At 74.6% G+C, this 21,317-nt stretch carries 16 protein-coding genes, 1 tRNA gene and 2 pseudogenes; 10 read left to right on the top strand and 9 right to left on the bottom strand.

What is annotated here, in order from left to right; translation table 11 throughout:
• The first annotated feature begins 49 nt into the window (after nt 1-49).
• Nucleotides 50-1,219 carry a xylose isomerase gene (xylA, locus tag L6E17_RS03220; RefSeq protein WP_236239235.1) on the top strand — a complete coding sequence of 390 codons (1,170 nt, stop codon included), beginning with the start codon at nt 50-52 and terminating at the stop codon, nt 1,217-1,219.
• A 548-nt stretch (nt 1,220-1,767) separates the two neighbouring features.
• On the opposite strand, the pseudogene L6E17_RS03215 reads toward xylA, so the two are convergent.
• Nucleotides 1,768-3,041: pseudogene (locus L6E17_RS03215) on the bottom strand (ROK family protein).
• Between the two features lie 66 nt (nt 3,042-3,107).
• A tRNA-Leu gene (locus L6E17_RS03210) sits at nt 3,108-3,195 on the bottom strand.
• A 176-nt stretch (nt 3,196-3,371) separates the two neighbouring features.
• Between L6E17_RS03210 and L6E17_RS03205 the strand changes: the two genes are divergently transcribed.
• The 3 genes from L6E17_RS03205 to L6E17_RS03195 all read left to right on the top strand — a co-directional run bounded on the left by L6E17_RS03205 (nt 3,372) and on the right by L6E17_RS03195 (nt 6,210).
• A complete protein-coding gene (locus tag L6E17_RS03205; protein WP_236239234.1) occupies nt 3,372-4,700 on the top strand; it encodes a M20/M25/M40 family metallo-hydrolase in 1,329 nt (442 codons plus the stop codon).
• Between the two features lie 240 nt (nt 4,701-4,940).
• Entirely contained in the window at nt 4,941-5,174 is a 234-nt protein-coding gene (gene chpH, locus L6E17_RS03200; protein WP_236239233.1) for a chaplin ChpH, read from the top strand.
• Nucleotides 5,175-5,325: 151 nt separating this feature from the next.
• Nucleotides 5,326-6,210 carry a chaplin family protein gene (locus L6E17_RS03195; RefSeq protein ID WP_236239232.1) on the top strand — a complete coding sequence of 295 codons (885 nt, stop codon included), beginning with the start codon at nt 5,326-5,328 and terminating at the stop codon, nt 6,208-6,210.
• A gap of 74 nt (nt 6,211-6,284) precedes the next feature.
• On the opposite strand, the gene L6E17_RS03190 is transcribed toward L6E17_RS03195, so the two are convergent.
• A complete protein-coding gene (locus tag L6E17_RS03190) occupies nt 6,285-6,473 on the bottom strand; it encodes a DUF5703 family protein (RefSeq protein WP_236239231.1) in 189 nt (62 codons plus the stop codon).
• A gap of 47 nt (nt 6,474-6,520) precedes the next feature.
• On the opposite strand from L6E17_RS03190, the gene L6E17_RS03185 reads away from it, so the two are divergent.
• A complete protein-coding gene (locus L6E17_RS03185) occupies nt 6,521-7,189 on the top strand; it encodes a hypothetical protein (protein ID WP_236239230.1) in 669 nt (222 codons plus the stop codon).
• Between the two features lie 104 nt (nt 7,190-7,293).
• Here the strand turns inward: L6E17_RS03185 and L6E17_RS03180 are convergent.
• Both L6E17_RS03180 and L6E17_RS03175 read right to left on the bottom strand, forming a co-directional pair.
• Nucleotides 7,294-9,560: pseudogene (locus L6E17_RS03180) on the bottom strand (helix-hairpin-helix domain-containing protein).
• A 171-nt stretch (nt 9,561-9,731) separates the two neighbouring features.
• Nucleotides 9,732-10,721: an aldo/keto reductase gene (locus tag L6E17_RS03175; RefSeq protein ID WP_236239229.1), complete on the bottom strand. Its 990-nt coding sequence runs from the start codon at nt 10,719-10,721 to the stop codon at nt 9,732-9,734.
• A gap of 199 nt (nt 10,722-10,920) precedes the next feature.
• On the opposite strand from L6E17_RS03175, the gene L6E17_RS03170 reads away from it, so the two are divergent.
• A complete protein-coding gene (locus L6E17_RS03170) occupies nt 10,921-11,973 on the top strand; it encodes an LLM class F420-dependent oxidoreductase (protein WP_236239228.1) in 1,053 nt (350 codons plus the stop codon).
• Between the two features lie 502 nt (nt 11,974-12,475).
• Here L6E17_RS03170 and L6E17_RS03165 read toward each other — a convergent pair.
• Nucleotides 12,476-13,468, bottom strand: a complete 993-nt coding sequence (locus L6E17_RS03165) for a magnesium and cobalt transport protein CorA (RefSeq protein ID WP_236239626.1) — start codon at nt 13,466-13,468, stop codon at nt 12,476-12,478.
• Between the two features lie 58 nt (nt 13,469-13,526).
• Here L6E17_RS03165 and L6E17_RS03160 point away from each other — a divergent pair, with 58 nt between their 5' ends.
• The 4 genes from L6E17_RS03160 (at nt 13,527) to mshC (ending at nt 17,162) form a co-directional block, all read left to right on the top strand.
• Entirely contained in the window at nt 13,527-14,216 is a 690-nt protein-coding gene (locus tag L6E17_RS03160; RefSeq protein WP_236239227.1) for a histidine phosphatase family protein, read from the top strand.
• Between the two features lie 103 nt (nt 14,217-14,319).
• Nucleotides 14,320-14,910, top strand: a complete 591-nt coding sequence (locus L6E17_RS03155; protein WP_236239226.1) for a DUF3090 domain-containing protein — start codon at nt 14,320-14,322, stop codon at nt 14,908-14,910.
• Nucleotides 14,874-15,695, top strand: a complete 822-nt coding sequence (locus L6E17_RS03150) for an SCO1664 family protein (RefSeq protein ID WP_236239225.1) — start codon at nt 14,874-14,876, stop codon at nt 15,693-15,695. Before L6E17_RS03155 ends, L6E17_RS03150 begins: the two co-directional genes overlap by 37 nt.
• A gap of 237 nt (nt 15,696-15,932) precedes the next feature.
• Entirely contained in the window at nt 15,933-17,162 is a 1,230-nt protein-coding gene (mshC, locus tag L6E17_RS03145; protein ID WP_236239224.1) for a cysteine--1-D-myo-inosityl 2-amino-2-deoxy-alpha-D-glucopyranoside ligase, read from the top strand.
• Between the two features lie 248 nt (nt 17,163-17,410).
• On the opposite strand, the gene L6E17_RS03140 is transcribed toward mshC, so the two are convergent.
• The 3 genes from L6E17_RS03140 to L6E17_RS03130 all read right to left on the bottom strand — a co-directional run bounded on the left by L6E17_RS03140 (nt 17,411) and on the right by L6E17_RS03130 (nt 21,315).
• Nucleotides 17,411-18,388, bottom strand: a complete 978-nt coding sequence (locus L6E17_RS03140) for a PAC2 family protein (RefSeq protein ID WP_236239223.1) — start codon at nt 18,386-18,388, stop codon at nt 17,411-17,413.
• A 493-nt stretch (nt 18,389-18,881) separates the two neighbouring features.
• On the bottom strand, nt 18,882-19,553 hold the full coding sequence (locus tag L6E17_RS03135) for a FadR/GntR family transcriptional regulator (RefSeq protein ID WP_236239625.1): 672 nt from the start codon (nt 19,551-19,553) through the stop codon (nt 18,882-18,884).
• 148 nt (nt 19,554-19,701) lie between these two features.
• Nucleotides 19,702-21,315: a glycerol-3-phosphate dehydrogenase/oxidase gene (locus L6E17_RS03130; protein WP_236239222.1), complete on the bottom strand. Its 1,614-nt coding sequence runs from the start codon at nt 21,313-21,315 to the stop codon at nt 19,702-19,704.
• Between the last annotated feature and the right edge of the window lie 2 nt (nt 21,316-21,317).

Raw genomic sequence — 21,317 nt, 5'->3', positions numbered from 1 at the left:
TATTAGTAATCAAAGCAAACAAATACCTACCCAGGGAGGGACCACCACCATGCCGGAACGCTTCACCCCCACCCCCGAGGACCGGTTCACCTTCGGCCTGTGGACCGTCGGCTGGCAGGGCGGCGACCCCTTCGGCGCGCCCACCCGCCCGGCCCTCGACCCCGTCGAGGCCGTCGAGCGGCTCGCCGGCCTCGGCGCCCACGGCGTCACCTTCCACGACGACGACCTCGTGCCCTTCGGCTCCTCCGACACCGCGCGCGAGGCGGCCGTCAAGCGCTTCCGCGCCGCACTCGACCGCACCGGCATGGCCGTGCCCATGGCCACCACCAACCTCTTCACCCACCCCGTCTTCAAGGACGGCGCCTTCACCGCGAACGACCGCGACGTCCGCCGCTACGCCCTGCGCAAGACCCTGCGCGCCATCGACCTCGCCGCCGAACTCGGCGCCCGCGTGTTCGTCGTCTGGGGCGGCCGCGAGGGCGCGGAGTCGGGCGCCGCCAAGGACGTCCGGACTGCCCTCGACCGCCTGAAGGAGGCGTTCGACCTGCTCGGCGAGTACGTCACCGAGCAGGGCCACCCCCTGCGCTTCGCCATCGAACCCAAGCCGAACGAGCCGCGCGGCGACATCCTGCTCCCCACCATCGGCCACGCCCTGGCCTTCATCGAGCGCCTGGAACGCCCCGACATCGTCGGCCTCAACCCCGAGGTGGGGCACGAGCAGATGGCCGGCCTGAACTTCCCGCACGGCATCGCCCAGGCCCTGTGGGCGGGCAAGCTCTTCCACATCGACCTGAACGGCCAGTCCGGCATCAAGTACGACCAGGACCTGCGCTTCGGCGCGGGCGACCTCCGCCAGGCCTTCTGGCTCGTCGACCTGCTGGAGACGGCCGGCTACGACGGCCCCCGCCACTTCGACTTCAAGCCGGTCCGCACCGACGGCGCCGACGGCGTGTGGGAGTCCGCGAGGAACTGCATGCGCAACTACCTCGTCCTGCGGGAGCGCGCCGCCGCCTTCCGCGCCGATCCGGAGGTGCGCGAGGCCCTGGCCGCGTCCCGCCTCCCCGAACTGGCCCGGCCCACGGCCGAGGACGGCCTCGCCTCCCTGCTCGCGGACCCGTCGGCCTACGAGACCTTCGATGTGGAGGCCGCCGCCCGCCGCTCCATGGCCTTCGAACGCCTCGACCAGCTCGCGCTGGAACACCTCCTCGCCACCCGCTGACCGCCGCCGCCCGTGCCCGGCCCGCGGCGGCACGGCGGCCCGGCCGGTGCCGGGCCACCGGGGCAGCCCCGGCATCCCGGCACGGGCCCACGCGGGAACGCCGGGTGCGGTTGCCGCCGCCCCCTCCACCACGAGCCGTGAACCGCCATCCGCCGGTGCGGGCGACCCCTCCCGCAGGGGCGCGGCCGTGTCCTGCACCGACCGCACCGGCCGTACGGCGCCGGCAGTACCGCGCCGCGCGGACCGTGCCGGCAGTACCGTGCCGGCAGTACCGGCCCGCCGCGCCCGCGGACCCGCACCCGGCACGCCGACCGGGCCCTCCGGCCGCCCCCGTACACCGGGGCCGCCGGAGGGGCGCCCGGGACTTCCGGCCGCGGCTCCCCGGCACGGCCCGGGACTTCCGGCCACGGCTCCACGGTGGCCCGGGACTTCGGGCCGCGTCGCCCCGGCACGGCCCGGGACTTCGGGCTGCGGCGCCCCGGCACGGCCCGGGACTTCGGGCTGCGGCGCCCCAGGCGGGCCCGTGCGCGTCGGCCGGCGACCGCCGGTCAGGCCCGGGGCCCGGCGCCCTCCGCGGCGGAGGACTGCTCCGCGTACTGCACCGGGTCCGCGATGACGTCCCGTACGACGAGGGCCGCGGCGCCCCGGGCCGCGTCGCCCGACGGGGACGACGCCCGCAGCCGCCGCCGCCCGCGGACCACAGGCCCGACACCACGCGCCGGGCGAGTTCCTCGTCCGCCGCCCGGCCGAGCCACGGCATGAGGCCCCGGAAGACCCCGCCCAGCACCACCGCCTCGGGGTCCAGCAGGTTCACCGCCCCCGACAGCACCAGCCCCAGCATCCGCCCCGCCCGCTCCAGCGCCGCGAGCGCCCGCGCGTCCCCCGCCGCCGCCCGCCGCTCCAGCTCGGCCACGCCCGGCGCCCCCGCGTCCCCGTCGAGGCCCGCGCCGCGCAGCAGCGCCGCCTGCCCCGCGTACTGCTCCAGGCAGCCCCGCGAACCGCAGCGGCACTCCGGGCCCGCCGCGTCCGCCACCACGTGCCCGATCTCCCCGGCGAAGCCGTGCGCCCCGCGCAGCAGCTCGCCGTCGACGACGACGGCGCCCCCACGCCGATCTCGCCGGACAGGTAGAGGAAGCTGCGCGCACCGCCCGTGCCGCCCTCGCCCTCGCCGAACCACAGCTGGGCCAGCGCGGCCGCATTCGCCTCGTTGTCGGACCCCGTCGGCAGCGCGGGCAGTCCCGGACGCGCGGCGCGGAGCGCCCCGGCGAACAGCTTCCTCGGCGGGCACCCGCTCCCAGCCGAGGTTGGGTGCCTGCCGCACCCGGCCGTCCGACACCAGGCCGGGCAGCGCCAGCCGCGCACCCGCCGGACGCAGGTCCTGCTCGGCTGCCGACTCCAGGGTCCGCGCCGCGATCCGCGCGGCCCGCGCCAGCACCTCGCCCGGCGGCACGTTCCGGTTGTCCAGGTGCTCGGTGAGCCGCACCCGGTCCGTACCGGCCAGGTCCACCACGCACACCGACACGTAGTCGATGCTCACCTCCACGCCGAGGCCCGCGGGCCCCGTGCGCGCCATCCGCAGGGCAGTGCCCGGACGCCCGGCGTGCCCGCTGAAGGTCTTGCCCGACTCGGTCAGGAACCCGCCCGCGAGCAGCTGCTCCACCAGCGACGACACCGCCGCCCGCGTCAGCCCCACCCGCGCCGCGACCGCCGCCCGCGTCGTCTCGCCCTCGTCGTGCACCGCCCGCAGCACCAGGCTCAGGTTGTGCCGCCGTACGGTCGCCTTGTCGGCCTTGGGCTCCAGCGGATCCAGACTCTTCTTCATCGCCCTCTCGCACCCCGCGCGGCCGCCGCAACAGCAGAAAGACCCCAGGTGAACTGGGGTCTTCAGTGGTGTCCGAGGGGGGACTTGAACCCCCACGCCCGATAAAGGGCACTAGCACCTCAAGCTAGCGCGTCTGCCATTCCGCCACCCGGACAAGGTGTCTGTCTCGCGGCCTGCGGCCGTTCCGACGTGGAAAACCATAGCAAACATTCGGCGTGCCCGATCACGCCCCCCGCTGCGGGGCGGACCTTGGGCGCCGCACCCCGTCGGGGGGAGGATGGCGCAGGGCAGCAGCCCGACCCGAGCGCCACCGACGCGGGAGGAACCAGCGTGAGCGAGTCGAACCCGGCCAGGACCACCACGGCCGCCGAGAGTGAGGTCGCGGACCTCTGCAGCGAGCTGATCCGCATCGACACCAGCAACTACGGCGACCACTCCGGCCCCGGCGAGCGGGCCGCCGCCGAGTACGTCGCGGAGAAGCTCTCCGAGGTGGGACTCGAACCCAGGATCTTCGAGTCCCACCAGGGCCGCGCCTCCACCGTCGCCCGCATCGCGGGGGAGGACCCGTCGCGGCCCGCCCTCCTCATCCACGGCCACCTCGACGTCGTCCCCGCCGACGCCGCCGACTGGACCCGGGACCCGTTCGGCGGGGAGATCGCCGACGGCTGCGTGTGGGGGCGCGGCGCCGTCGACATGAAGGACATGGACGCCATGACCCTCGCGGTCGTCCGCGACCGGCTCCGCAGCGGCCGCAAGCCGCCCCGCGACATCGTCCTCGCCTTCCTCGCCGACGAGGAGGCCGGCGGCACGTACGGCGCCCGGTACCTCGTCGACCGGCACCCGGAGCTCTTCGAGGGGGTCACCGAGGCGATCGGCGAGGTCGGCGGCTTCTCCTTCACCGTCAACGAGCAGCTCCGGCTGTACCTGATCGAGACGGCGCAGAAGGGCATGCACTGGATGCGGCTCACCGTCGACGGCACCGCGGGCCACGGCTCCATGACCAACACCGACAACGCCGTCACCGAGCTGTGCGAGGCCGTGGCGCGGCTCGGGCGCCACCCGTGGCCGGTGCGGGTCACCAAGACCGTGCGGTCCTTCCTCGACGAGCTGTCCGACGCGCTGGGCACGCCGCTGGACCCGGAGGACATGGAGGCCACCCTGGCGAAGCTGGGCGGCATCGCGAAGATGGTCGGCGCCACGCTCCGCAACTCCGCCGCACCCACCATGCTCGGCGCCGGGTACAAGGTGAACGTCATCCCCGGCCAGGCGGTGGCGCACGTCGACGGGCGGTTCCTGCCCGGGTACGAGGACGAGTTCCTCACCGAGGTCGACCGGCTGCTCGGCCCCCGGGTGCGGCGGGAGGACGTGCACGCGGACAAGGCGCTGGAGACCAGCTTCGACGGCGCGCTGGTGGACGCCATGCAGGCGTCGCTGCGCGCCGAGGACCCGATCGCCCGCGCCGTGCCGTACATGCTCTCCGGCGGCACCGACGCGAAGTCCTTCGACGACCTCGGCATCCGCTGCTTCGGGTTCGCGCCGCTCCAGCTGCCGCCGGAGCTCGACTTCGCGGGGATGTTCCACGGCGTGGACGAGCGGGTGCCCGTCGACGGCCTGAAGTTCGGCGTCCGGGTCCTGGACCGGTTCATCGACGCGTGCTGACGATCCGACCGCCCTCCGGGTGCGCCGGGCGTCCCCGGAGGGCCGTACTGGGCTCTTCCGGCCGAAAACGGTGGAAGTCCCGGCTGAAAGTCGGGTGAAACGACTCTCCCATAATCGTCTGCGTGTACACATCTGACCGAAAAGGGTGAACGGAGCCGCCACCTCGTAGCCCGGCCTCCCTCCTGTCGTTAGGGGTGATGCGGTCCGCGGCTGGGACCGCACTGCCAACAAGGAGGAATAATGATCAAGAAGGTCGTCGCGACTGCGGCTGCCACTGGTGGTCTGGTGCTGGCCGGCGCGGGCCTGGCCGTCGCTGACGCGGGCGCGCAGGGCGCGGCCGTCGGTTCCCCGGGTGTCCTGTCGGGCAACGTGGTCCAGGTTCCGGTCCACATCCCGGTCAACGTGTGCGGCAACACGATCAACGTGATCGGTCTGCTGAACCCCGCCTTCGGTAACACCTGCGTCAACGGCTGAGTAGTCGCCTGGCGTTGAGTCTCGACCCATGAGGGTCTGAGCCCGGCCGGCCTCGGAGCGCGCGCCATGCGCTCCGGGGCCGGTGGGCATTCGGCCTCCGCGTGAGGTGCTCGGAGGCATCGGGAGCCTAGAAGGCAAGGAATACAGATCTATGCGACAGGTCACGCGCAAGGGGCTGACCATTGTTGCCGCGGCGGGCGGCGTGCTCGCCCTCGGTGGCGGATACGCCCAGGCGACCGGCGGAGCGGGAGCCGACTCGGTCGCGTCCAACTCCCCGGGCGTCGCGTCCGGCAACTCGGTCCAGGCCCCGGTCAGCGTGCCGGTGAACGCGTGCGGCAACACCGTGAACGTCGTCGGGGCGATGAACCCGGCGTTCGGGAACAAGTGCGCCAACACGTCGAGCGGCGCCCACGCGAGCGGCTCGACCAGCAACTCGCCGGGCGTGGCGTCCGGCAACAACGTGCAGGCACCGGTCAGCGTGCCGGTGAACGCGTGCGGCAACAGCGTCGACGTGGTGGGCGCCCTCAACCCGTCGTTCGGCAACGAGTGCGCCAACGGCTCGCAGACCCCGGACTACCCCGGTGAGCCGGGCAACCCGGGAGAGCCCGGTAACCCGGGAGAGCCCGGCAACCCGGGTGAGCCGGGCAACCCGGGTGAGCCGGGCAACCCGGGTGAGCCCGGTAACCCGGGAGAGCCGGGCAACCCCGGTGAGCCCGGTAACCCGGGAGAGCCCGGCAACCCCGGTGAGCCCGGCAACCCCGGTAACCCCGACAAGCCGGGTGAGCCCGGCAACCCCGGTGGTGACGGTGGCTCCGACGACAACGGCTCCGGCGGCGACGGCTCCGGCAACCAGGGCGAGCCCGGCTCCCCGATCGAGCCGAACGGCCCGGACACCCAGAGCGGCGGCGCCCCCAAGGGCCTGGACGAGCTGGCCCAGACCGGCGCCGGGGTCCCCGTCGAACTGCTGGCGGGCGCCGGTGCCGCCGCGCTGCTCGGCGGCACGGTCCTCTACCGCCGCACCCGGCAGTCCTCGTAACGCAGGCACACCCGCCCGCGCACACCAGGGAGCGGGCCCCGCAGTCGCGGGGCCCGCTCCTCCGTGTCCGGCGGTCACCAGGTGGCGCGCACCTGGCGGATGATCCTCCGGCGCAGCCGCACGCGGCGGCTCCCGTCCCGGTGCAGGCTCAGCCGGTCCAACTCCCAGTGACCGTACTCCGCGCGCTCGGTCAGCAGCCGCGTGGCCTCCTTGCGGGAGACGCCGCGCGGCACGTACACATCGACGAATTCGTATTCCGGCATCGCATCTATTGTGCGGGCAGGGGCCAGGTACGGATAGCGTCTGCTGTATGTCTGATGCTGCGCAGCCCACCGCTGCCGAGGTACGTGCCGCCGCCGAGGCGGTCAAAGCCGCACTGGACCGTCACCTGGCCGCGGTGGAGAACCGCACCGGGGACGACGACCCTGCGGTCTTCGCCGCGTTCAACGAGCTGGCCGCCGCCGCCGAGGCGTACGACGAGCGGCTCTACGACCGCTACGACGAGGTCACCCCCTTCGAGATCCCGGGCGTGGAGGACACCCTGCCGCCCTACACGGGCCCCGAGGACCCCAACGCGGTCAGCGTGCTGATCCGCCGCGACTACGCGGTGGCGGAGCCGCAGCGGCTGCTGGCGCAGGCGCAGCGCATCGCCGACATCGAGCGGGAGGACGAGGACGAGGCGACAGGCGTGGCCGCAGTGGTCGGCACCAGTGTCCACGCGGCGCTCGGCGTCCTCTTCGGCGAGTTCGAACCCGACGAGATCGCCTCCCGGCACCGGGAGTTCGGCCTTGAGGAGGGCGACTCCACCCTGTGGGTGGCGGCCGCCGACGAGCTGCCCGAGCCGGGGGAGTGGCTGAGCAACCCCTTCGACCAGGCCGACGCCGGCAGAGTCGTCTGCCGCTTCGACGTCAGCGCCGTCTTCGACGAGGACGAGCTGTACGAGGAGGACCTGCCGCCCCAGGGCCGCACCGGCCGCTGACCCCGTGCGGGCACGCCGGCAGCCCCCGCCGAGGCGGCCGGCGTACTCGGCGCGCCCGCGGCGGGGCCGCCGGGCACCGCACACCGCCACCTGGCGGGCGGCCGTCACCCGGCGGGGTCCTCCCCGTCCGGGGCGGCCAGGCCCTCCAGCAGCGTCCGCAACCGGGTGGTGCGGGTCTGCGCGGGCGGCTGGGCGACCGCGCGGGGCAGCGCCTGGTCCACGCCGTGCACCACGGACAGGTGCCGCTCGCCCCGGCTGAACGCGGTGTAGACCCAGGCGCGGTCCAGTCCCTGCGCCGCGTCCCCCGGCAGCACGACCACGGCCGCCGGCCAGCGCATCCCCGCCGCCTGGTGCGCGGTGAGCGCCCACCCGTGCCGCAGCACCGCCTGCACCCGCTCCTTCGCCACCACGACCTCGCCGCCCTCGCACTCCAGGCGCAGGCCCTCCGCGTCCGCGGACACGACCCGCCCCATCCGCGTGCGGCCCGGGACCGCCGCGTAGGCGACCCGGTCGCCCGGGTCGAACCCCGCGAACCTGCCGGGGCCCGGGTTCAGCCGCTGCTTCAGCGCGGCGTTCAGCGCGCGGGTGCCCGCCGAGCCGCCGTGCCCCACCGTGACCACCTGCGTCTGCGTGGACGGCACGCCCAGCGCGCGGGGCACCGAGTCGGCGACGAGCTGCACCGTGCGGTGCACGGCCTCGCCGGCGTCCCGTACCGGGACGATCACGACCTCCTTGTGCGGGGCCTCCACCTGGTGCAGCTCACCGATCCCGATCCCCGACACCAGCTCACCGAGCGGCCCCGGGTCCGGCGTCCGGGACGCCACCTGCGGGCACAGCCGAGCGGCCAGCAGGTCGGCGAACACCCGGCCGGCGCCCGCCGACGGGAGCACCCCGGGATCGCCGCTCAGCACCAGCCGGCAGCCGTCCGGCACCGACTCCACCAGCACGGCCGCCGCCTCCACGTCCAGCAGCGGGGCGTCCAGCACCACCAGCAGATCGAGGGCCGGGGCCCCGTCCGCGTCCCGGCCGGGACCGGCCGACCCGGACAGCAGCGCCTCCACGGTCACCGCCGGCACGTCGGTGCCCAGCCTGCGCCGACCGTTCTCCGTGTGCACGGCCACCGCCGCCCGCAGCCCCAGACCCTCCGCCGCCGCGGCCAGCGCCACCGGCTCGGCCCGCGCCGCCTCGCCGCCCGTGTGCGCCACCAGCCCGTGCCCGGCCACCGCACGGGCCAGCTCCGAGGGCGGCACCGCCGCCCACCGCGCGTCCGGGCCGCTGCGGGCCAGCCGGGCCAGGCCGTCGGCAAGGCTCTCCTCCGCCAGCGCGTACCGGTCGAGCCCCACCAGCACCGGAACGGACTCCGCCGGCGCCTCCGCTTCCGCCTCGGCGTCCTCCGTCCCGCCGTGGTCCTCCGCCCCGTCGTGGTCCTCCGCCCCGTCGTGGAAGACGAGGACGACACCCTCCGCCACCGCGTGGCGCACCGCCTCCTCCGGGTCCTGCACCCCGAGCCCTGCCAGGGCGGTGCGCACCCGTGCCGCGTCCAGGGCCGTGTGCCCCTGGAGCGCGGCCCGCTGGAGCACCCACGCGACCAGTGCGTCCGTCCGCCGCCCGTCGTCCGGTGCGCACCCGGCACCGAGGAGTGCCCGCGCGAAGCCGTCCGCCTGCTCCGGCAGCACGCCCGGCACCGCCAGCAGCCGCCACGGGTCCTCCCGCAGCGACGCGGCCGCGGACTCCCCGAGCACCGCCGCCACCTGCTCGGCCAGCGCCTCCGGGGCGCCGCCCGAGGCCAGGACGGCCCGCACCTGCGCCACCGCCTCCGCAGGCGCAGGCCGCGGCCCGGCCGGGCGCTCCAGGCGGGGAGCGGCGGGCGCCGCCTCCACGGCGGCGGGCCTGCGCGGCGGAGCCGGCGGCACGGGTGACTCGTAGAACGCCGCGGCCGGCTGCTCGCCGCTCTCCACGGCCCGTACGGCCGCCAGCAGCTGCGCGGCGACGCCCTGGAGCTTGGCGCCGCTCTCGACGGGCCCGGCCTTCTCCGCCTTGCGCCGCTCGATCCGCTCCCGCAGCTCCCGCTGCGCCGCCAGCTCGGCTTCGGCCTCGGACAGCTCCGCCGCAACGTCCTCCGCCGCAGCGTGCTCCGCGCCGGCGGCCCCTTCCGCGGCCGCCTCGTCGCCGCCCTGCCGGCCGCTCCCCGCCGCGGGACCCGTCGGCCCCCGGCGCCGGCCGGTCCCGCGGCGCCCGCGCCACCACTGCCCGCGCCCCCGCCCTCCGCGGCACCGTCCGCGGCGGCTCCTTCCGGGACGCCTGCGCCGGCGGTGCCCCCGTCGGGGGTGTCCTCGTCGGGGGTGTCCTCGCTCGCGGCGGTTCCCTCCAGGGCGCCGCCCTCCCCAGCGCCGCCGTCCGTGCCCCCGTCCGCGGTGGCACCCTCCGGGACGCCGGCGTCCGCGGCGTCGGGGCCGGGCCCGTCGGGGCCGGCCGCGGCGGCCTGGCCGCGTCCTCGTCGGCGGCGGAGGGGGTACCGGGGGTCTCCCCCGGGGAAGCGCGGTCACAGCGTGCTCCAGTCCTGGTCGGGATAGCGGTGCACCGGTGCCGACACGTCGTCGAGCGCCCGGCGGATCTCGTCAGGAAGCGTAAGGCCCTCCACTGACAAGGCGGCTCTGAGCTGCTGCGCCGTGCGCGCGCCCACCACCGGTGCCGCCACGCCGGGGCGGTCCCGCACCCACGCCAGCGCCACCTGCGCCGGCGTCACCGCCAGCCCGTCCGCGGCCGTGGCCACCGCCTCCACGATGCGCTGCGCCGCCCCGTCCAGGTACGGCTCCACGAACGGCGCCAGGTGCCCCGAGGCGCCCCGGGAGTCCGCGGGGACCCCGTGCCGGTACTTCCCGGTCAGCACGCCCCGCCCCAGCGGCGACGACGGCAGCAGCCCCACCCCGAGGTCGAGGGCGGCGGGCAGCACCTCGCGCTCCACGCCCCGCTGCAGCAGCGAGTACTCCATCTGCGTCCCGGCGAGCCTGGCCCGCGTGCCCGGCGCGGCGAGCTGCCACGTCGCCGCCTTCGCCAGCTGCCAGCCGCAGAAGTTCGCCACCCCCACGTACCGGGCGCGACCCGTGGTCACCGCGATGTCCAGGGCCTGGAGCGTCTCCTCCAGGGGGGTGCGGGAATCGAAGGCGTGCACCTGCCACAGGTCCACGTAGTCCGTACCCAACCGGGCCAGCGACGCGTCCAGCGCGGACAGCAGATGGCCCCGCGAGCCGTCGAAGCGGCGGTCCGGGTCGGGGTCGGGCACACTGCCCGCCTTCGTCGCGATCACCAGGTCACGCCGCGGCACCAGCCGCTCCAGCAACTGCCCGAGGAGGTACTCCGCCTCCCCGCCGCCGTACACGTCAGCGGTGTCGACGAGCGTCCCGCCGGCGTCCCAGAACACCTTCACCAGCTCCGCGGCCTCGTGCTCGTCCGTGTCCCGTCCCCACGACAGCGTGCCCAGGCCGATCCGGGACACGCGCAGGCCGGTACGGCCGAGATGCCTCTGCTCCATGGTCGCGAGATTACTGGCCGGGGCCCCGTGCGCCGCAGAGCCTGTGGACGACGGCGCCGAGCGGCACGGTCCGGCCGGTCCTCTGCCGGATCGGCGGCACGCGCGCTAGAGTCCGCAGCACCGGCACATTACTGATCAGTAAACGGCTTTTGCTCCAACGGATCGCCCACTCCAACGGATCGCATTAAGGGGACCGGCTATGCGGCTCGGCATCAACCTCGGCTACTGGGGCGCGGGGATGGACCGCGACAACCTCGCCGTCGCGCAGGAAGCGGACCGCCTCGGCTACGACGTGTGCTGGGCCGCCGAGGCGTACGGCTCGGACGCGCCCACCGTGCTGTCCTGGGTCGCCGCGCAGACCGAGAGCATCGACGTCGGATCGGCGATCATGCAGATCCCGGCCCGGCAGCCCGCGATGACGGCGATGACCGCCGCCACCCTGGACTCGCTCTCCGGCGGGCGCTTCCGCCTCGGACTGGGAGTGTCCGGGCCGCAGGTCTCGGAAGGCTGGTACGGCGTCACCTTCGACAAGCCGCTCGGCCGGACCCGCGAGTACGTCGAGATCGTCCGCAGGGCCATGTCCCGCGAGCGCCTCACCCACGAGGGGGAGCACTGGACCCTGCCGCTGCCCGGCGGGCCCGGCAAGCCCATCAAACTGACCGTCCACCCCGTGCGGGAGCGCATCCCGCTCTACATCGCGGCCATCGGCCCGAAGAACCTGGAGCAGACGGGCGAGATCGCCGACGGGGCCCTGCTCATCTTCCCGTCCGCCGCGCACCTGGAGGAGACCGCGGTGCGGCACCTGCGCGCGGGCCGGGAGAAGGCCGGGCTCACCATGGAGGGCTTCGACGTCTGCCCGACGGTCCCGCTGGCCCTGGGCGACGACGTCACCGCGCTCGCCGACACCTTCCGCCCCTACACCGCGCTCTACGTGGGCGGCATGGGCAGCAGGAAGCAGAACTTCTACAACCGCCTCGCCCAGCGCATGGGGTACGAGAAGGAGGCCGCCGAGATCCAGGACAGGTACCTGTCCGGGGACCGGCAGGGCGCCGCGGCCGCCGTGCCGCAGCAGCTCGTCGACGACACCACGCTGCTGGGTCCCGTCGAGCGCATCGCCGACCGCATGCAGGCGTACGCGGCGGCCGGCGTCACCACCCTCACCCTCGCCCCGGCGGGCTTCACCCTCGACGAGCGGATCGCCGCCCTCCGCGCCGGCACCCAGGCGCTGGAGCGCGCCGGCCTCGTCGACTGAGCGCCCCCGCGCGCGCTCTGCGCGGCCACCGCCGCACAGGCCCTCCCGGGCCCTGCGGACACGTCTGCGGCCGTGGTGGGGGCTCGGGGTCATCCCCGCCACGGCCGTCACGCAGCACAACGCCCCACATGCCCGCCCGGTTACGCCCCACCGGCCGGAGGGCGCGCGTACCTCCGTTCCCCTGTTCACACCAGCGCCCCGCCCCCGCTGCTCCGTACGGCGCAGCCACGCCCCCGGGGCGTTGCCCCACCTCCCCAAGGGCACGTGACTCGGCCGAGACCCGCCCCGGCACACGGACGCGGAGGTGGCGGCGATGCTCCCGGCCCGCAGCCTGTTCCAGGAGATCCACGGCAACGACGACTCCGGCCGAGCGGGCCGGCGGGTGGCGCCGCATGGCCCGCCTCGCCCTGCCGGGGCGCCGCGGCGCCCTCGACGGACCCGCCGCGCCCGCCACCGCCGTGCGGGTCCCGCAGGCGCCGCCCCGAGGGGCCAGGCGCCCCCGCTACATCCAGCCGCGCCGCTTGAACAGCCGGTACAGCCCCACCACGGCGACCGCCATCAGCACGAGGACCAGCGGATACGACCCCACCCAGTCGAGCTCCGGCATGTGCGCGAAGTTCATCCCGTAGATACCCGCGACCATCGTGGGCACCGCGGCCATCGCCGCCCACGCGGAGATCTTCCGCATGTCGTCGTTCTGCCGCACCCCCATCTGCGCCAGGTGCGCCGACAGAATGTCCGAAAGCAGCCGGTCCAGTCCCTCCACCTGCTCCGTCGCCCGGGTCAGGTGGTCGCTCACGTCCCGGAAGAACGGCTGCGCCTCCTCGCTCACGTACGGCACCCCCGCCCCGGCCAGGCGCTCCATCGGCGCCCCCAGCGGGCCCGTCGCCCGGCGGAACTCCAGAACCTGCCGCTTGAACGTGTAGATCCGCGACGCCGTGTTCTTCGCGTCCGTGCCGCTCGGCCGGAACACCTCCGCTTCGAGCTCCTCCAGGTCCACCTGGAGTTCCCCGGCCACCTCGATGTAGTGGTCGACCACGGCGTCGCTCACCGCGTACAGCACCGACGTCGGACCCTTGCGCAGGATCTCGGGCTGCTGCTCCAGCCGCCGCCGCACCTCGCCCAGCGGCGCCCCCTCCCCGTGCCGGACGGTCACGACGAACGAGTCCCCCACGAACACCATCAGCTCGCTCGCCGACACCGCGTCCGCCTCCGGTTCGTACACCACCGGCTTCAGCACCAGGAACAGCGAGTCCTCGTACACCTCCAGCTTCGGCCGCTGGTGCGCCTTGAGCGCGTCCTCGACCGCCAGCGGGTGCAGCCCGAACTCCTCCGCGACCCGGTCGAACTCGCCTTCCGTCGGCTCGTGCAACCCGATCCAGAGGAACGCGTCCACCGCGCCCCTGGCCTCCTCAAGCGCCGCGACGACATCGGCGGGTCCCTGCCGGCGGCGCCCGTTCCGGTAGATGGCACAGTCCACGATCACGGCGCGTATTCTTCCCCGCACCCCCGGCGGTGCACACCCGCGCCCCACACCGCCTAGGCTGGCCCCCATGGCGACGTTGATCCTCGTACGGCACGGACGCTCCACGGCCAACACCGCAGGGCTTCTCGCGGGCCGCACCCCCGGCGTGGCACTCGACGGGCACGGCGCCGCCCAGGCCGCCGCACTCCCCGGCCGGCTGGCCGGCATCCCGCTCGCGGCGGCCGTCACCAGCCCCCTCCAGCGCTGCCGGGAGACCCTCCGCCCGCTGCTCGACGCCCGCCCCGGCCTGCCCCTCCACACGGACGACCGGGTCAACGAGTGCGACTACGGCGACTGGGCGGGACGCAAGCTCGCCGAGCTCGCCGACGAACCCCTCATGGACACCGTCCAGCAGCACCCCTCCGCCGCGGCCTTCCCCGGCGGCGAGTCGATGCGCGCCATGCAGGCCCGCGCCGTCGACGCCGTACGGGACTGGACCGCCCGCATCGAGGCCGAGCACGGCGAGGACGCGGCCTACCTGGTGTGCTCGCACGGCGACATCATCAAGTCACTGGTCGCGGACGCCCTCGGACTCCACCTGGACCTGTTCCAGCGGGTGCACGTCGAGCCCTGCTCGGTCACCGCCATCCGGTACACGCGGCTGCGGCCCTTCCTGCTGCGCCTCGGCGACACCGGCGACCTCGGCGACCTCGCCCCGCGGGGCGGCGACGGGAGCGGCGGTGCGGCCACGGTGGGGGGCGGCACGGGCGCCCCGTGATCGCCCAGCACAGTAGGGTGGATGGCACCGCAGCCAAGGTGCTCCGCCGCCCCGAGGGCGTCGGATCCACACAAGCAGTGCACACAGCCAAGGGAGAGGGAACGTGTCCCGTCAGGTGTTCCTCTATGACCCGCCGGAGCGCTTCGTGGCCGGTACGGTCGGGCTGCCTGGCCGCCGTACCTTCTTCCTGCAGGCGTCCGCCGGAGGGCGCGTCACCAGCGTCGCCCTGGAGAAGGCCCAGGTCGCCGCGCTGGCGGAGCGCATGGACGAACTGCTGGACGAGGTCGTGCGGCGCACCGGCGGGAACGCCCCGGTGCCGGCCGTCGCACCCGCCGACGTCGCCGACACCGCGCCCCTGGACACCCCGGTCGAGGAGGAGTTCCGCGTCGGCACCATGGCCCTCGCCTGGGACGGCGAGGAGCAGCGCCTGATCGTCGAGGCCCAGGCCCTGGTGGAGCTCGACGTGGAGTCCGAGGAGGACCTCGCGGAGGCGGAGGAGCGGCTCCTCCAGGACGAGGAGAACGGCCCCCCGATGCTTCGCGTCCGGCTCACCGGCGTCCAGGCCAGGTCCTTCGCCAAGCGGGCCCTGGAGGTCGTCAACGCGGGCCGCCCGCCGTGCCCGCTGTGCAGCCTGCCCCTCGACCCGGAAGGACACGTATGTCCGCGCCAGAACGGATACCGCCGCGGGGCCTGACGGCGCTCGACCTCCTCGCGGAGGGCGAGCTGACCGTGCGCGGGCAGGTGCGGGAGGCGTCCAACGCGGTGCTGTTCTGCACGGTCGCGCACGGCGGCGAGCGGGCGGACTGCGTCTACAAGCCGGTCGCGGGCGAGCAGCCCCTGTGGGACTTCCCCGACGGGACGCTCGCCGAGCGCGAGGTCGCGGCGTACGCCGTCTCCGAGGCGACCGGCTGGGACCTGGTCCCGCCGACCGTCCTGCGGGACGGTCCGTACGGCCCCGGGATGGTGCAGCTGTGGATCGAGCCCGACCCCTCGCCGCCGCCGCTGCTCGCCCTCGTCGAGGGCGGGACGGCGGGCCCCGGCTGGAAGGCCGTCGGGCCGGCCGAGACCGGTGACGGGCGGGCCGCGCTGCTCGTCCACGCCGACGACGCACGGCTGCGCCGGCTGGCCGTCCTCGACGCGGTCATCAACAACGGCGACCGCAAGGGCGGGCACCTGCTGCCGGCGCCCGGCGGGCGGCTGTACGCCATCGACCACGGGGTCACCTTCCACGTGGACGACAAGCTGCGGACCCTGCTGTGGGGCTGGGCGGGCGAGCCCCTGCCGGACGAGGTGCTGCCCGTGCTGGAGGCACTGGGGGAGGGGCTGGCGCCCGGCGAGCCGCTGGAGTCCCGCCTGTCGGCGCTGCTGACGGCCGCCGAGCTGGACGCGCTGCGGGCCCGCGTACGCGAACTGGCAGGGACCGCCCGGCACCCCCACCCCTCGGGCGCCTGGCCGCCCATTCCGTGGCCCCCCGTGTGACGGAAACCTTTCCCCCGCGCGGGTGGCGCCGCACGGCGGGCCCCCGCCCTTCCTTCCCGGGCCGCCGAGCGGTCGCCCGCGGGCAGCGAGGCGGCACGGGCCCGGTACGGGGCGACAGGCGACGGCCGGGCGAGGGGTACGGCATGCACACATCGCGGCCGCGTGCAAGAGAGCCGATCCGGACGGGATCTTGCCACCGGTTCGTATCCGGAACACCCGTCCGGTTACGCTCGAAGCATGCATGCCTGGCCCGCTTCTGAGGTCCCCGCCCTGCCCGGCACGGGCCGCGACCTCCGGATCCACGACACCGCGACCGGCAGTCGAGTAACCCTCGACCCCGGTCCCGTCGCCCGTATATACGTCTGCGGCATCACGCCGTACGACGCGACCCACATGGGTCACGCGGCGACCTACAACGCGTTCGACCTCGTGCAGCGCGTGTGGCTCGACACCAAGCGGCAGGTCCACTACGTGCAGAACGTCACCGACATCGACGACCCGCTCCTGGAGCGGGCCGTCCGGGACGACATCGACTGGACGGCGCTCGCCCAGCGCGAAACCACCCTGTTCCGCGAGGACATGACGGCCCTGCGGATGCTCCCCCCGCAGCAGTACATCGGCGCCGTCGAGGCCATCCCCGGCATCGTCCCCGTCGTGGAGCGGCTGCGCGACATGGGCGCCGCCTACGAACTCGACGGCGACGTCTACTTCTCCGTCGAGTCCGACCGGCACTTCGGCGAGGTGTCCCACTACGACGCGGCCCTCATGCGGCGGCTGTCCGCCGAGCGCGGCGGCGACCCGGACCGGCCGGGCAAGAAGAACCCGCTGGACCCCGTCCTGTGGCTGGCGGCCCGCGACGGGGAGCCCAGCTGGGACGGAGGCTCCCTCGGCCCCGGACGACCGGGCTGGCACATCGAGTGCGTCGCCATCGCGCTGGACCACCTCGGCATGGGCTTCGACGTCCAGGGCGGCGGCTCCGACCTGATCTTCCCGCACCACGAGATGGGTGCCTCCCACGCACACGCGCTGACCGGCGAGCACCCGTTCGCCAAGACGTACGTCCACGCCGGGATGGTCGCCCTGCACGGCGAGAAGATGTCCAAGTCCAAGGGCAACCTCGTCTTCGTGTCGGCGCTGCGCCGCGAGGGCGTCGACCCGGCCGCCATCCGGCTCACCCTGCTGGCCCACCACTACCGGGCCGACTGGGAGTGGACCGACGGAGTGCTGCAGGACGCCGTGGACCGGCTCGGCCGCTGGCGCGCCGCCGTGTCGCGGCCCGACGGCCCGCCCGCCGACGCCCTGCTCGAAGAGGTCCGCGACGCGCTCGCCGACGACCTGGACACCCCCCGCGCCCTGGCCGCCGTGGACCGCTGGGTGGAACTCCAGCGCACCGAGGGCGGCACGGACGACAGCGCACCCGGCCTCGTGTCGCGGACCGTCGACGCGCTGATGGGCGTGGCCCTGTAGGGAGACGGAAAGCACCACCGCAGCGGAGCGGCCGCCTCCGGGTACGTCACCGGGAGGCGGCCGCTCCGCCGTACCGGCAGCGGGCCCGCCAGGACACGGCCGGGAGCCCGGTCCTGCACGCGGCGGCAGCGGCTCCGCGCCGCACGCGGCAGCGGAAACCGCCCCGCCCTCCACGCGTCAGCGGGGCCCGGTCCCGAACTCCGCGGCCGCGCGCGGAGCCTGGCGGCACGTCAGCCGCCTCAGCCGCCTCAGCCGTCCTCGGCTTCGGCGTCGCCGCCGCCGTCGGAAGGGTCCTCCCGTTTGGGCGGTCTGGGCGGGCGGGTCTGGCTCGGGCCGGCACTTCCCGCGCCCCCCGGGGCGATGCCGGGCGCGCCCGGTGCCGTACCGCCGTCACGCCGCCGCAGATAGCGCTCGAACTCCCTGGCGATGGCCTCGCCGGACGCCTCCGGCAGCTCGGCGGTGTCCCGTGCCTCCTCCAGCGTCTGGACGTACTCGGCGACCTCGCTGTCCTCGGAGGCCAGCTGGTCCACGCCCACCTGCCACGCCCGGGCGTCCTCCGCGAGCTCCCCCAGCGGGATGCGGAGGTCGATCAGGTCCTCCAGGCGGTTCAGCAGCGCCAGCGTCGCCTTGGGGTTGGGCGGCTGCGACACGTAGTGCGGCACCGCCGCCCACAGGCTCACCGCCGGGACGCCCGCGTGCGTGCACGCCTCCTGGAGGATGCCGACGATGCCCGTGGGGCCCTCGTACCGCGTCTCCTCCAGGTTCAGCCGCCGCGCCAGGTCCGGGTCGGACGTCACCCCGCTCACCGGCACCGGCCGCGTGTGCGGGGTGTCGCCGAGCAGCGCGCCCAGGATGACCACCATCTCCACGCCCAGTTCGTGGGCGAAGCCCAGCAGCTCGTTGCAGAACGAGCGCCACCGCATGGACGGCTCGATCCCGCGGACGAGCACCAGATCCCGCGGCTTGTCACCGCCCACGCGCACCACGGAGAGCCGGGTGGTAGGCCAGGTGATCTTGCGCACCCCGCCGTCCAGCCACACCGTGGGCCGGTTGACCTGGAAGTCGTAGTAGTCCTCGGCGTCGAGCGCCGCGAACACCTCCCCCTTCCACTCCCGCTCCAGGTGCGCGATCGCGGTGGAGGCGGCGTCGCCGGCGTCGTTCCAGCCCTCGAACGCGGCCACCATGACCGGGTCGATCAGCTCGGGAACCCCTTCGAGCTCGATCACCCAGGCCTCCTTCCGAAGTTCCGTGCGTACGAACCAACCTTACGGCGTCACAGGCCGCTGCCCGCAGTCCCTGTACACGTCCGGGTGCTGTATCGGCCGTCCGCGACTACGTCCGCCGGATCTCCGGAACGCCCCCTGACACCTCCGATCTCCCTACCGGGATCTCCGAGGCCCAAACGTGCATGCCGGGGAACTTCTCCACCGGTCCGACGCCATACATCGGATGGCCGGTGAGAGGTCCGATGTCCGGCCCAGGGGCTTGAGGCGCCCTCGGCCAGGATCCTCCTGGCGGGCGCCGGCCGCCGGCACCGCGGCCACCCCCGGCGGCCCGCAGGACGTCCCACGGCCGCCCGCAGGACGCCCCGGGACCGCCCGTGCCGGCTTCCGCCGCGGGGCCGCGGCGTCGGGTGCGTCCGCGTGGCCGCGCACCGCCGTGGAGCCGTACGCACACCCGGAGCCGTCACCATCCGTCAGACGGCCCGACCCCTGCGGCTCAGAGGACCGACCGCAGCCACTGCTCCACGCTGGCGATGTGCACCGTCGCCCACGACCGGGCGGCCTCGGCGTCGCGGTCGCGCAGCGCCGCCAGGATCGCCCGGTGCTCGTACAGGGTGCGGTCCACCGCGTCCTCCTGGGTGAGCCCCCGCCAGACCCGGGCCCGGGTGGCGGGGCCGGACAGTCCGTCCAGCAGCGAGCACAGCACCTGGTTGCCGGACGCGGCGCCGATCCGCCGGTGGAAGTCCAGGTCCGCCGCGACCAGCTCCTCTACCGGCGGCGCGTCGCCGAGCGCGTCCAACGACGCCTCCAGGGAGTCCAGTTCCGGTTCCGCGATGCGGTGCGCCGCCATGGCCGTCGCGGCCGGCTCCAGGATGCGCCGCACCGCGAGGAACTCCAGGACCGTGTCGTCGCGGTGGAAGTCGACGACGAAGCTCAGCGCCTCCAGCAGCACCTGCGGGTCGAGACTGGTGACGTACGTGCCGTCGCCCTGCCGCACGTCCAGGATGCGGATGAGCGACAGCGCCCGCACCGCCTCGCGCAGCGAGTTGCGGGACAGCCCCAGCTCGGCGGCCAGTTCGCTCTCCTTCGGGAGGCGGTCGCCGGGGCGCAGGGCGCCGGAGACGATCATCTCCTTGATTCTGTCGATCGCCTCGTCGGTCACGGCCATCGCGGTCCCCCAGCGCCTCTCAGACATCCGATGTGTGAGCGTACAAGAGGGCGGTCCCGCCACGGGGCCGCCCTCCCTGACCGCGCCCTGACCGCGCCCTGAGCGCGCGTCCTCCCTGCTCAGGACCGCGTCCGGAGCGCGGGGAGGCTCAGGACTGCCGGTCGGCGAGCATGGCCTCGACCTTCGCGCGGATCCCGTCCGTCGCCAGACCCCGGATCGTCAGGGTCGTACGGCGCCGCAGCACGTCGTCCGCGGTCTCGGCCCACTCCAGGTCCCGCGCGTAGGCGACCTGCGCCCAGATCTCCGGGGCGTCGGGGTGGATGCGCTCGCCCAGCTCCGGACGCTCGTACGCCATGCGCGCGATGTCGAAGGAGAGCGAGCCGTAGTGGGTGGCGAGGTGGCGGGCGGTGTCGGCGGCCATGCGCGGCCCCGGCGTGCCCCCGTCGACGAGCAGCCGGTGGGCGACCGCGTCCGGGTTGGCTATGCCCGGCAGCGGCATCTTCTTCGGCAGGCTGGCGATCGGCGTCATGTCCTCCGCCAGCGGCCGCCCGGGCAGCGTCGCCAGCTTGTTCATGATGGTGCGGCCGATGTGGCGGAAGGTCGTCCACTTGCCGCCGGCGATCGACAGCATGCCGCCGCGGCCCTCGGTGACGACCGTCTCGCGCTTCGCCTTGGCGGTGTCGCCGGGCCCGCCGGGCAGCACCCGCAGGCCGGCGAAGGCGTAGGTGATGAGGTCGCGCCCGAGCTGCTGGTCGCGGATGGAGAAGGCGGCCTCGTCCAGGATCTGGGCGATGTCCTTCTCGTTGACGGCGACATCGGCCGGGTCGCCCTCGTACTCCTCGTCGGTGGTGCCGAGCAGGAGCATGTCCTCCCAGGGGAGGGCGAAGGTGATGCGGTACTTGTCGATCGGGGTGGCCAGCGCGGCCTTCCACGGGGAGGTCCGCTTCAGTACCAGGTGGGCGCCCTTGGACAGGCGGATGGAGGGGGCCGCGTTCGGGTCCTCCATGCGGCGCAGGTGGTCCACCCACGGGCCGGTGGCGTTGAGCACCAGCCGGGCGTCGACCCCGAACTCGGTGCCGTCGGTGGTGTCCTTCAGCTCCGCGCCGGTCACCCGGCCGCCGGTGAACCGCAGTCCGGTGACGGCCGCGTGGTTGAGGACCGTGGCGCCCGCGTCGACGGCCGCGCGGACCGTCATCAGTGCCATGCGGGCGTCGTTCATCTGGTCGTCGCCGTAGACGGCCACGGCCTTCAGGTTGTCGGTGCGCAGCTCCGGCACGTCCTGCGCGGCCTTGGCGGGGCTGAGCAGGTGGCCGACGCCGTCACCGAAGGCGGACAGCGCCGAGTACGCGAAGACGCCCGCGCCGAGCTTCGCGGCGCCGTGCGGTCCGCCCTTGTACACCGGTAGGTAGAAGGTGAGCGGGTTCGACAGGTGCGGGGCGACCTGGCGGGAGACCGCACGGCGCTCGAAGTGGTTCTCCGCGACCAGCTTCACCGCGCCGGTCTGCAGGTAGCGCAGACCGCCGTGGAGCAGCTTGGAGGAGGCGGAGGAGGTGGCGCCGGCGAAGTCGCCGGCGTCCACCAGGGCCACCCGCAGCCCGGACTGGGCGGCGTGCCAGGCGGTGGAGATGCCGAGGATGCCGCCGCCGATGACCAGGAGGTCGTAGGTCGCCTTGGACAGCTGCTCCCGGGTCTCGGCGCGGCTCGGCAGGGAACCGGCAGCCGGGTGCGTCCCGAGGGCGGGGACGCTCTGCAGGGTGGTCATGT

It is taken from the genome of Streptomyces sp. CC228A, from assembly GCF_021390935.1.
In the GTDB taxonomy this organism is placed as follows: Bacteria; Actinomycetota; Actinomycetes; order Streptomycetales; family Streptomycetaceae; genus Streptomyces.
This window is presented reverse-complemented; position numbering and strand designations above follow the sequence as displayed.

Coding starts and splice junctions, on each gene's coding strand:
- xylA (WP_236239235.1), top strand. CDS start 50: ATGCCGGAACGCTTCACCCCCACCCCCGAGGACCGGTTCACCTTCGGC.
- chpH (WP_236239233.1), top strand. CDS start 4,941: ATGATCAAGAAGGTCGTCGCGACTGCGGCTGCCACTGGTGGTCTGGTG.
- L6E17_RS03195 (WP_236239232.1), top strand. CDS start 5,326: ATGCGACAGGTCACGCGCAAGGGGCTGACCATTGTTGCCGCGGCGGGC.
- L6E17_RS03190 (WP_236239231.1), bottom strand. CDS start 6,473: ATGCCGGAATACGAATTCGTCGATGTGTACGTGCCGCGCGGCGTCTCC.
- L6E17_RS03185 (WP_236239230.1), top strand. CDS start 6,521: ATGTCTGATGCTGCGCAGCCCACCGCTGCCGAGGTACGTGCCGCCGCC.
- L6E17_RS03175 (WP_236239229.1), bottom strand. CDS start 10,721: ATGGAGCAGAGGCATCTCGGCCGTACCGGCCTGCGCGTGTCCCGGATC.
- L6E17_RS03170 (WP_236239228.1), top strand. CDS start 10,921: ATGCGGCTCGGCATCAACCTCGGCTACTGGGGCGCGGGGATGGACCGC.
- L6E17_RS03160 (WP_236239227.1), top strand. CDS start 13,527: ATGGCGACGTTGATCCTCGTACGGCACGGACGCTCCACGGCCAACACC.
- L6E17_RS03150 (WP_236239225.1), top strand. CDS start 14,874: ATGTCCGCGCCAGAACGGATACCGCCGCGGGGCCTGACGGCGCTCGAC.
- mshC (WP_236239224.1), top strand. CDS start 15,933: ATGCATGCCTGGCCCGCTTCTGAGGTCCCCGCCCTGCCCGGCACGGGC.
- L6E17_RS03135 (WP_236239625.1), bottom strand. CDS start 19,553: ATGGCCGTGACCGACGAGGCGATCGACAGAATCAAGGAGATGATCGTC.
- L6E17_RS03130 (WP_236239222.1), bottom strand. CDS start 21,315: ATGACCACCCTGCAGAGCGTCCCCGCCCTCGGGACGCACCCGGCTGCC.